This window comes from Streptomyces sp. NPDC056835, from assembly GCF_042789485.1.
Taxonomy (GTDB): Bacteria; Actinomycetota; Actinomycetes; order Streptomycetales; family Streptomycetaceae; genus Streptomyces.
In genome coordinates this window covers 123,929-134,064 of record NZ_JBHUBB010000024.1, presented here as the reverse complement: position 1 = coordinate 134,064, position 10,136 = coordinate 123,929, and the positions used below count along the sequence as shown (strand labels likewise).

Here is a 10,136-nt window from a genome sequence, read left to right as displayed (position 1 = left end):
GCGTGTCCGGACTGCTTTCCTCACCGCGCTTCGCGCGTGCTGCGACGCTTTACGTCCGGACACGCACCTCCTCCGACCCCGACCCCCTCCCGTCGCTGGTCGCCTGCCCCGCCCCCGGCTGGGGGGTTTGGGGGGTGGGTGCGGCCCGGTGGCCCCGGCCATTCGCCGCCCTGGCTGGGGATTGGGAGTGGGTGCGGCCCGGTGGGCCCCGCCACTCGCCGTCCAGGCAGGGGTATGGGGCAGGCGCGGCCCACTCACAGCCATTTCCCGGGGCATCATTCCGTTCCGGATCATGGTTCCCGCGTAAAGCCCACGGACGGCCACGGGAGCGCACAGAGACGATGGAGGCCCCACGACGGGGCTATGCCGTGGCTGGGGGCGGCTCCGGTTCTCGCACCAGCAGTTCATCACCGGCCGGGAACCGTGCCGAGCCACCCTCGGCCCAGGTCACGACGACGGCCAATCCGCCCATCGGTCCCCGGTCGGTCCTCGCCACCTCGACCGTGCGCCACCACCCCTCATAGCCGATCACGTCACCCGGGCAGATCAGGGCAGCGCGCTTGGTTGGCCGGCCTAACCGTTCGCGTCGGCGGGGCGGATGCGGGTCAAAGGAGCCTCCCACTCGATGCCACCCCCTCTCGGCCGGACGTAGGCCGTCCGAGAGGCGAGCTTCCCGGTCTCCTTGGTGCGCTCCTCGATTACGCCTTGCAGCTCACCTTGAAGGCCGGTCTCCGCATCCTCGACGAACGTTCCTTGTGGGTACGGCAGCTTGCCGTGGCTGAGCATCGTCGGCGGCTTCTCGTGTGTCAGTGCCATGACTCCTCGTCCCACCTGCGCATCCGTGTCTCACACAAGAGAACTGCCGCCGCGCAAAGCGAACTTGCACAGCTCTTGCACAACGCCGGGGAGCGTGAGTGGCCGAAGTGGGACCATGGTCCGTAACGGAAGTCGAGCGGGGAAGACGCACAAGATGAGCGCGACCGAGATTCCCGGACCCGGTGCGAACGTGGCCGTCTGCCGCAAGGCACGCGGCCTGAGCCAGGTTGCCCTTGCCCGACGTGCAGGCATGTCGGTCTCGCTGCTGAGCAAGATCGAGGTTGGCGACCGCGCACTCACTCAAGGCATGGCTGCTGCTCTCGCTCAGGCGATGGGCCTGACGCTTGATGAGCTGCTGGGCACGGCACCCGTGAAGCCTGCCGACGAGAACAGCTTGACCGCTCTCAACTACACCATCCGGCGATTCGACATTCCCGACGTGCCACCGGCTCACCCTGAGGACCTGCCTCGCCTGCTCGCCGAGCTGAACGAGCACCGCTACCGGACCGAGCTGTCGGCAGTGTTGCGGAAGCTCCCGGACGTGCTGGCCGACGCGACCAACTACGCGCACGCCACCCAGTCGCCCGACGCCTGGACCCGCGTTGCAGACACGTATTCGGTGGCCTACTGGCTGGCCGCCCGGCACCGCTGGATGCACCTTGCCGAGCTGTCCGTGATGAAGCAGCGAATGGCCGCGGAGCGTGCCCACCCGGTCGCCGTAACCGTGGCCGCACGAGACGAGGCCGGGGCCTTCCTCAACTCGGGTGACTTTGTGGGCGGGTTGGCCATCGTGGACCGCGCCATCGTTGAGGCCGAGTCCACCCTTGAAGGTCGCGACCGCGCATTCGGCCTGGGCATCCTGCACTTGCGCGGGCTGACGCTGGCCGGTCGGCTCAAAGACAAGGCCGCAGCCGAGGAGCACATCAGGGCGGCTTGGCGCACGGCCGAGGCGTACGGCGAGGACGCCGACGAACACGGCATCCACTTCGGGCCGGACCAGACCGCCACCCACGTAATCTCGACGTTCTCCGACATGGAGCAGCACCGCCGCGCGCTGGACACCGCCGACGACCTGATCCGGGGTGGCACCGACCTGCCCGCAACCCGCATCGGCCCACTGCACATGAACCTTGGCCGGTCGCACCTGGCTATCGGTGACCGTGACTCCGCGCTGGCCTCGCTCGAAGAGGCTTGGGACGTCGCCCCGGAGATGGCGCGGGTACACCCGACGAGCCAGGAGCTGATGCGTGTCTTGACCTCGCTGCATCGCCGCAGCAACCCGAGGTTGACCAAGCTGGCCAAGCGCGCAGGCGTGCCTTTCTGAGGTCAGCCGTCGAAGAAGGACGATCTCAACTCCGCTGCCGCCATGGAGGCGTTGGGCATGGACGCGGCTCCGGAAATGATGGTCAATCGGCTGCCTCCGGAACAGCGGCAGCCGAAGGAGATCGAACCGGACGGTTCGACCCTTCGGGCGATGGCGGAGCACGAGGGCCTGAGCCCGCTTCCGGCCACCTGGTCGAGCGCCCGCCGTCCGTTCGTTGCCCTGGCAGGGCCGGGTGCGGGAGCGTGCCGCCGCCTCACCCGCTCGCCCTCGCGCAGGAACGCGTGGCTTGTGCGGGCGGCGAAGGGGGGCGCGCAGGGGTCGTGTCCGGGACGTAGAGCGTGATTTGTGGCGCGCGACCGCCCGCGTCTAAACGCTGGCCAGATCCGCGACGTAAATCATGCAGTCCCGGGCGCGAGCCCCGGAGCGCACCCCGGCAACAACCCGCACACGACCACCGGCCCCAGCCGAAACGCGCCCGAGCAACGACCCCCGCCGGAGCGCACCCCGGCAACAACCCGCACACGACCACCGGCCCGAGCCGAAACGCACCCGAACAACGACCCCCCGCCGGAGGCGCACCCCCCGTACGGACGCTACGCGTCAAGCGCCTCCCGCCAGTCCCGTACCGCCCCCGGCGACACCGACCCCGCCCAACCCCCCGGCCGCGCCGCGCCCCCGATGTGGAACGCGTCCACGCCCGCCGCCAGCAGCACCTCCAAGTGGTCCAGCCGCAGCCCGCCGCCGACCATCAGCCGCGCCCCGTACCCCGGCTCCCCCCGCGCCCCGGACTCCGCCTCCGTCAGCAGCGTCGGCAGCCCGTCGTCCACGCCCGCCGCCGAGCCCGCCGTGAGGTACGTGTCCAGGCCCGGCAGGTCTGCCAGCTGCTTACGGAGCGCGTCCCGGTCGGACGCGCGGTCTATCGCCCGGTGGAAGGTCCATCGGCAGCCGTCCAGCTCCGCGATGAGGCGTTCCACCGTCACCAGGTCCGGCGTCCCGTCCGCGTCGAGGAAGCCGAGGACGAATTCGTCCGCCCCCTCGGCCCGCAGCCCCCGCGCCACCTCGACCAGGGCGTCCGCGCCTCCCGGCTCGCCCGCCGCGAAGCCGTCGGCCAGCCGCAGCATCACCCTCAGCGGGATGTCGACGGCGGCCCGGATCTTCGCGAAGGTCTCGCGGGGCGGGGTCAGCCCGTCCGCCGCCATGTCGGTGACGAGTTCAAGGCGGTCCGCGCCTCCGTTCCGGGCGGCGACCGCGTCCTCCGCGTCGAGAGCGATCACCTCCAGGAGTGCACGCTTACTCATGGGACCTCATTCATAGGTATGCCGGCGGATCGAGGACATGACTGGACAGGACCCCTTTATAGGTCTAGTCCAATATCCCAGCCTACGGGGCCCTCCCGTCCGCGCGCATCAGCACATCCACGGAAGACCCTTGCATCAGATACCCCATGGGGGTATACATAGAGGAGCGAGATACCCCTAGGGGGTAGGATGCGTAACGGTCGAGGAGAAGGAGCCGTCAGCCATGAGCCCCACACGGACCACCGGCACAGACGCCACGGGCACCACCGGCACAGCCGCCGAAGTCGAGCTCATGATCGGCGGTATGACCTGCGCCTCCTGCGCGGCGCGGATCGAGAAGAAGCTGAACCGGATGGACGGGGTCGAGGCCACCGTCAACTACGCCACCGAGAAGGCCAAGGTCAGCTACCGGGGTGAGGACGTCGCGGTCGAGGACCTGATCGCCACCGTCGAAGCCACCGGCTACACGGCCACACCGCCCGCACCCGCCCCCGTGGGCACGGAAGGCACCCCGGACACCGCCGAAGACGCGGCGGACGCGGAACTGCGGCCACTGCGGCAGCGGCTGACCACCGCCGTCCTCCTGTCCGTCCCGGTGATCGCGATGGCGATGATCCCGGCCCTCCAGTTCGACTACTGGCAGTGGCTCTCCCTCACCTTGGCCGCCCCCGTCGTCACCTATGCCGGCTGGCCCTTCCACCGCGCGGCCTGGACCAACGCCCGCCACGGCGCCGCCACCATGGACACCCTGATCTCGGTGGGCACCTCGGCCGCGTTCCTGTGGTCCCTGTGGGCCCTGTTCTTCGGCACCGCCGGTATGCCCGGGATGACCCACCCCTTCGAGCTGACCATCGCCCGCACCGACGGCGCCGGGAACATCTACCTCGAAGCCGCCGCCGGCGTCACCGCGTTCATCCTCGCCGGCCGCTACTTCGAAGCCCGCTCCAAGCGCAAGGCCGGGGCCGCCCTGCGCGCCCTGCTCGAACTCGGCGCCAAGGACGTCACCGTCCTGCGCGACGGCGGCGAAGTGACCATCCCCACCGCGCGATTGCGCACCGGCGACCACTTCCTCGTACGGCCCGGGGAGAAGATCGCGACCGACGGCACCGTCGTGGAGGGCTCCTCCGCGATCGACGCGTCGATGCTGACCGGGGAGTCCGTCCCCGTCGAGGTCACCGCGGGAGACCCCGTCACCGGTGCCACCCTCAACGCCGGTGGCCGACTCGTCGTCCAGGCCACCCGCGTCGGCGCCGACACCCAGCTCGCCCGTATGGCCCGCATGGTCGAAGACGCCCAGAACGGCAAGGCCGCCGCCCAGCGCCTCGCCGACAGGATCTCCGCCGTCTTCGTCCCCGTCGTCATCGCCCTCGCGCTGGCCACCCTCGGCTTCTGGCTCGGCAACGGCGCCGGACTGACCGCCGCCTTCACCGCCGCCGTCGCCGTCCTGATCATCGCCTGCCCCTGCGCCCTCGGCCTGGCCACCCCGACCGCCCTCATGGTCGGCACCGGCCGCGGCGCCCAGCTCGGCATCCTCATCAAGGGCCCCGAAGTCCTCGAATCCACCCGCCGCGCGGACACCATCGTCCTCGACAAGACAGGCACCGTCACCACCGGCCGCATGACCCTCCTCACCACCCACACGGCGGACGGCACGGACGAGACCGAGGTGCTGCGGCTGGCGGGCGCGCTGGAGCACGCCTCCGAACACCCCATCGCCCGGGCCGTCGCCACCGCGGCGGCCGAGCGGACCGGTACGCTCCCCACCCCCGAGGACTTCGCCAACGTCCCCGGCCGCGGCGTCCAGGGCGTCGTGGAGGGCCACGCCGTCCTCGTCGGCCGCACCACCCTCCTCGCCGAATGGGAGATCCACCTCCCCGAGGACCTTCGGGCCGCGAAGGAGGCGGCCGAGGCCGCGGGCCGTACCGCCATCGCCGTCGCCTGGGACGGCCGGGCACGCGCCGTCCTCGAAGTCGCCGACGCCGTCAAGGACACCAGCCCCGAAGCCATCCGCCGGCTGCGCGCCCTCGGCCTGACCCCCCTCCTCCTCACCGGCGACAACCAGGCCGTCGCCCACGCCGTCGCCAAGGACGTCGGGATCGACCCCGACCACGTCATCGCCGATGTCATGCCCGAGGACAAGGTCGACGTCGTCAAGAAACTCCAGGCCGAGGGCCGGTCCGTCGCGATGGTCGGGGACGGTGTCAACGACGCCGCCGCCCTCGCCCAGGCCGACCTCGGACTCGCCATGGGCACCGGCACCGACGCCGCCATAGAGGCCGGCGACCTCACGCTCGTACGCGGCGACCTGCGCGTCGCCGCCGACGCCATCCGACTCGCCCGCCGCACCCTCACCACCATCCGCGTCAACCTCTTCTGGGCCTTCGCCTACAACGTCGCCGCGCTCCCCCTCGCCGCCGCCGGACTCCTCAACCCCATGATCGCCGGAGCCGCCATGGCCTTCTCCTCAGTCTTCGTCGTCGGCAACAGCCTCCGGCTCCGCGCCTTCAAAGCCACCTGAGCCACCTGAGCCACGTGGACGAGCAGCCCCGCGCCGGGCCCCCGGAACTCCCCCTTCCGGGCGCCCGGCTCTATCGTCGTCCCATGCCCGCACCCGATCTGCGCAGCCGGTTCGTGACCACCCTTCTCGCACTCCGAGCGGAGGCAGCGGGTCCGGATCCCCACGAGTACGCCGACCGCCTCCTCGCCCGCTGGTCCGAGCCCCAGCGCCGGTACCACACCACCGATCATCTGCTCGCCGTCCTCGACCGCGTCGACACGCTCGCCGAGTACGCCGACGACCCCGACGTCGTACGTCTCGCCGCCTGGTTCCACGACGCCGTCTACCACCCCGACCGCTCCGAGAACGAGGAGCGCTCCGCCCGCCTCGCCGAACGCGCCCTCCCCGAGGCCGGACTGAGCGAGGACCGTACGCGCGAGGTCGCCCGGCTCGTCCGCCTCACCACCACCCACGCCGCCGCGCCCGGCGACCGCAACGGCGCCGTCCTGTGCGACGCCGACCTCGCCATCCTGGCGTCGGGCCCCGAGGCGTACGCGGCCTACGCCGCGGCGGTACGGGAGGAGTACGGCTTCGTCCCCGACGACGCCTTCCGCACCGGCCGGGCCGCCGTACTGGAGCAACTGCTCGCCCTGCCCGCGCTGTTCCGCACCCCGTACGGCGCGCGCGAGTGGGAGGCGCGCGCCCGCGCGAATCTGGCCGACGAGCTGCGCGGCCTGACTCGTCTCACCAGCTGAGAGACGGCGAACCGCCGGAATGTAACGGCCTACGCCCGCGTTGGCACCTGTCATGCCCGACTCCGCCGACTCCCCGCCGCCGAAGCCGCCGATAACGCCGACACCGCCGACACCGCCGAAGCAGCCGACACCGACGCCGCTCCCGTCCCCCGACCGGCCCGCGCTCCAGGATCCGTCCCAGTCCCGGCCCCGTATGCCGCTCGCCGTCTACATCCTCGGCCTCTCCGTCTTCGCCCTCGGTACGAGCGAATTCATGCTCTCGGGCCTGCTGCCGCCCCTCGCCGACGACATGAACGTGTCGATCCCCACGGCCGGGCTCCTGATATCCGCCTTCGCGATCGGCATGGTCGTGGGCGCGCCGCTGCTCGCCGTCGCGACCCTGCGCCTCCCCCGCCGCACCACCCTCATCACCCTGATCTCGGTCTTCGGCCTCGGCCAGGTCGCGGGCGCGCTCGCCCCGACGTACGAGATCCTTTTCGCCTCCCGCGTCGTCAGCGCGTTCGCCTGCGCCGGGTTCTGGGCGGTCGGCGCGGCCGTCGCCATCGCGATGGTGCCGCACAACGCGCGCGCCCGCGCCATGGCGGTCATGATCGGCGGGCTCTCCATCGCGAACGTCCTCGGCGTCCCGGTCGGCGCGTTCCTGGGCGAACACCTCGGCTGGCGCTCGGCGTTCTGGGCCGTCGGCGCCGCCTCCGCGGTCGCGCTGGCCGGTGTCGTCACCCTCATCCCGCGTATCCCGCTGCCCGCCGAGAAGCCGCGGCTCAAGCGGGAGTTGACGATCTACCGCGACCGTCAGGTCTGGCTCTCGATCGCCGTCACCGCGCTCGCCGCGGGCGGTGTCTTCTGCGCGTTCTCGTATCTCGCCCCGCTGCTCACGGACGTGACCGGCCTCGACAGCGGCTGGGTGCCGACCGTGCTGGCGCTCTTCGGTCTCGGCGCGCTGGTCGGTACGGCGCTCGGCGGCCGGTACGCGGACGCTCATCTCTTCGGCGTCATGATCGGCGGCGTCACCGCGTCGACGGTCCTGCTCGCCCTGCTGGCGCTCACCGCGTCGCACCCGGTGGCGGTCATCACACTGACCTTCCTGCTGGGCGTCTCGGCCTTCTTCACGGCCCCGGCGCTCAACGCCCGTATGTTCAACATCGCCGCCGCGGCCCCCACCCTCGCGGGCGCCACCACCACCGCCGCCTTCAACCTCGGCAACACCGGCGGCCCCTGGCTCGGCGGCACGGTCATCGACGCGGACTTCGGCTTCGCCTCGACGGCCTGGGCGGGCGCGGCGATGACGGTCGTCGCGATCGGCCTGGCGGCGCTCTCGCTGCGCTACCACCGCGCGACGGCGGGCAGCCGGGTGGTCGCGGGCTCGCTCCTGGCCTCGTCCGCCCAGGACCGGGCCCCCGTACGCCGCGAGCCGGACACGGCCTGCGCCGCCACCCCATCGGAGGGCTGAGGGACAGCGTCCGCGGCCCCCGCGTCTGCGACCGCTGGTTGATCTCGCCGGCGGCCGCACATCTGTGTCACAGAACGTCGACAGCGCGAACCGATCACACCGGTTGTCCTCTCTTGTGGGGCGGACGGAGACCCACCGTCCGCCGCCCGCCCAGCGCGCCCCCCGAGGAGACACCCGCCATGCCCGAGACCTCAACTTCCCTGATCCGGCGCCTTCGTGGCCGGGCCACGGGACTCGTCGTGGCCGGTACGGCCCTCGCCCTCGCCGCCCCGCTGCCTGCGACGGCCGTGACCGGCCAGGCCCGTGCCGCCGCGGCCGACCCGGTCTCCGTCATGACGTACACCGCCAAGGAACGCCGCGATGCCCTCGCCTACTGGACGACCGCCCGCATCAAGGCCGTCGGGAAGTCCGTGGACCTCGGTCCGACCGGGCCGAAGGCCAAGCCGTACAAGGGCTCAGCGCTGAAGACCGTGGGGCGGCTCTTCTTCGTCAACGCGCGGGGTGCCGACACCTGGTGCACGGCCACCGCCGTCAAGAGCGCCAACCGCTCCACCGTGATGACCGCCGCCCACTGTGTGCGCATGGGCTCCTCTCCCGGCAACACCAACACCTCGATGGTGTTCGTCCCCGGCTACAACAAGGGCAACAAGCCGTACGGCGCGTTCGCGGTCCGCTCCGCCGCGACCCCGCGCACCTGGGAGAACGACTCCCTCAACGACATGTCCGCGCTGGTCGTCGACGCCGACAAGAACGGCCGCAAGCTCACCGACGTCGTGGGCGGCCGGCCCATCGCCTTCGACCGCGCCGTCGGCGGCACGGTCACCGCCCTCGGCTACTCCGCCACCCGCCCGCAGCTCGGCGAGGAACTTCTCCGCTGCGTCGGCAAGACGAAGAGGGAGCACGGCACGCAGATGATTCCCTGCGACCTGACCGGCGGGGCCAGCGGCGGCCCGTGGCTGGCCGACTTCGACGCCACCACCGGCAAGGGCAAGGGCGTCCTGGTCTCTGTCAACGCCTCGCTGGACAGCCTGGAGCCGACCAAGATGTACGGAGAGGCGATGCGGGCCACGGCCAAGAAGGTGTACGACCGGGCCCAGAAGAGCTGACACAGGCGCGGGCGTCACCCTCACCGGGTGACGCCCGCGAAGCCGTGAACACACCCAGGGCCTTTCGCTACGCCAGACGCCCCTTCGGCCGCCGCAGCCCCGCCTCCGTGATCCTGCGTACGAGCTCCTTGGAGCCGATCTCCACCGCGCCCGCCCGCACCGCGTCCCCGTAGCGGTCCGACGGTACGTCGTAGTGGTCCCGCTCGAAGGCGCGCGCCGGGCAGCCGATGGACGCGGCGAAGGCATGCAGCTCGCCGAACGAGTCGTCGCTGACCAGATGCGACCACATACGGCCGTGCCCCGGCCAGGTCGGCGGATCGATATAGACCGTCACGGAGTGCCCTGCCCGCTCCGGTCCCCCCGCGAGCCGAGCGAGCCCACCGCCGCGACCACCACCCCCGCCTTCCCGCACACCCAGTGCGGATCGGGCCCCAGCTCCGGCTCCACCTCCAGCGCGTGCGGCCCGTCCGGTCCGGCCGGCCCGTCGGGTCCGTCGGGTCCGGCCGGTTCACCCGGTCCACCCGGTCCGGCCTCGGCGCAGACCGGGCACAGCGGCCACCGCCCGTACCGTTCCAACAACGCGTCCTGTACGTCCTGCGCCACCAGCCCGGCCACGTACGCGGCGCCCTCCGGCCACTGCTCGACCCACCAGCGCCGGTGCGACACCGACTCCTCCACCAGCGACACGACCTCGGCCCGCGCGACATCACCCGCCGCCAGGTCGGCCAGCACCAGGGCGCGCGCGGCGTGCAGCGCCTGCTCCAGCGGGTTCACATCAACGTTCGGATCAGGGTTCGGGTAAGGGGTCGGATCAGGGTTCGGGTCGTCCATTCAGCCATTGTCAGGGACGACGAGGGGTTGACGACGGCCGAAATCCGAAAATATCTTTC

Annotated in this window: 9 protein-coding genes; 5 read left to right on the top strand and 4 right to left on the bottom strand. The window is 71.6% G+C overall.

Features of this window, described 5'->3' with window-relative positions; genetic code table 11:
* Positions 1 to 573: 573 nt before the first annotated feature.
* The gene (locus ACFRMN_RS26120; RefSeq protein WP_383023328.1) at positions 574 to 816 is read right to left on the bottom strand and encodes a hypothetical protein; all 243 of its coding nucleotides are present in this window, start codon (positions 814 to 816) and stop codon (positions 574 to 576) included.
* A 154-nt stretch (positions 817 to 970) separates the two neighbouring features.
* On the opposite strand from ACFRMN_RS26120, the gene ACFRMN_RS26115 reads away from it, so the two are divergent.
* The gene (locus ACFRMN_RS26115; protein WP_383023325.1) at positions 971 to 2,140 is read left to right on the top strand and encodes a helix-turn-helix domain-containing protein; all 1,170 of its coding nucleotides are present in this window, start codon (positions 971 to 973) and stop codon (positions 2,138 to 2,140) included.
* 593 nt (positions 2,141 to 2,733) lie between these two features.
* Here the strand turns inward: ACFRMN_RS26115 and ACFRMN_RS26110 are convergent.
* The gene (locus ACFRMN_RS26110; RefSeq protein ID WP_383023323.1) at positions 2,734 to 3,438 is read right to left on the bottom strand and encodes a copper homeostasis protein CutC; all 705 of its coding nucleotides are present in this window, start codon (positions 3,436 to 3,438) and stop codon (positions 2,734 to 2,736) included.
* Between the two features lie 223 nt (positions 3,439 to 3,661).
* Between ACFRMN_RS26110 and ACFRMN_RS26105 the strand changes: the two genes are divergently transcribed.
* The 4 genes from ACFRMN_RS26105 to ACFRMN_RS26090 all read left to right on the top strand — a co-directional run bounded on the left by ACFRMN_RS26105 (position 3,662) and on the right by ACFRMN_RS26090 (position 9,246).
* A complete protein-coding gene (locus tag ACFRMN_RS26105; protein WP_383023320.1) occupies positions 3,662 to 5,956 on the top strand; it encodes a heavy metal translocating P-type ATPase in 2,295 nt (764 codons plus the stop codon).
* Positions 5,957 to 6,039: 83 nt separating this feature from the next.
* Positions 6,040 to 6,690, top strand: a complete 651-nt coding sequence (locus tag ACFRMN_RS26100; RefSeq protein ID WP_383023317.1) for a hypothetical protein — start codon at positions 6,040 to 6,042, stop codon at positions 6,688 to 6,690.
* A gap of 193 nt (positions 6,691 to 6,883) precedes the next feature.
* Positions 6,884 to 8,140 carry a Cmx/CmrA family chloramphenicol efflux MFS transporter gene (locus ACFRMN_RS26095; RefSeq protein WP_383023350.1) on the top strand — a complete coding sequence of 419 codons (1,257 nt, stop codon included), beginning with the start codon at positions 6,884 to 6,886 and terminating at the stop codon, positions 8,138 to 8,140.
* 179 nt (positions 8,141 to 8,319) lie between these two features.
* Positions 8,320 to 9,246: a trypsin-like serine peptidase gene (locus ACFRMN_RS26090; RefSeq protein ID WP_383023314.1), complete on the top strand. Its 927-nt coding sequence runs from the start codon at positions 8,320 to 8,322 to the stop codon at positions 9,244 to 9,246.
* A gap of 67 nt (positions 9,247 to 9,313) precedes the next feature.
* On the opposite strand, the gene ACFRMN_RS26085 is transcribed toward ACFRMN_RS26090, so the two are convergent.
* Both ACFRMN_RS26085 and ACFRMN_RS26080 read right to left on the bottom strand, forming a co-directional pair.
* Positions 9,314 to 9,580, bottom strand: coding sequence for a DUF4031 domain-containing protein (locus ACFRMN_RS26085; RefSeq protein ID WP_383023312.1), 267 nt, complete (start codon positions 9,578 to 9,580; stop codon positions 9,314 to 9,316).
* Positions 9,577 to 10,077, bottom strand: coding sequence for a hypothetical protein (locus ACFRMN_RS26080; RefSeq protein ID WP_383023309.1), 501 nt, complete (start codon positions 10,075 to 10,077; stop codon positions 9,577 to 9,579). The genes ACFRMN_RS26085 and ACFRMN_RS26080 overlap by 4 nt, the downstream gene beginning before the upstream one ends.
* Between the last annotated feature and the right edge of the window lie 59 nt (positions 10,078 to 10,136).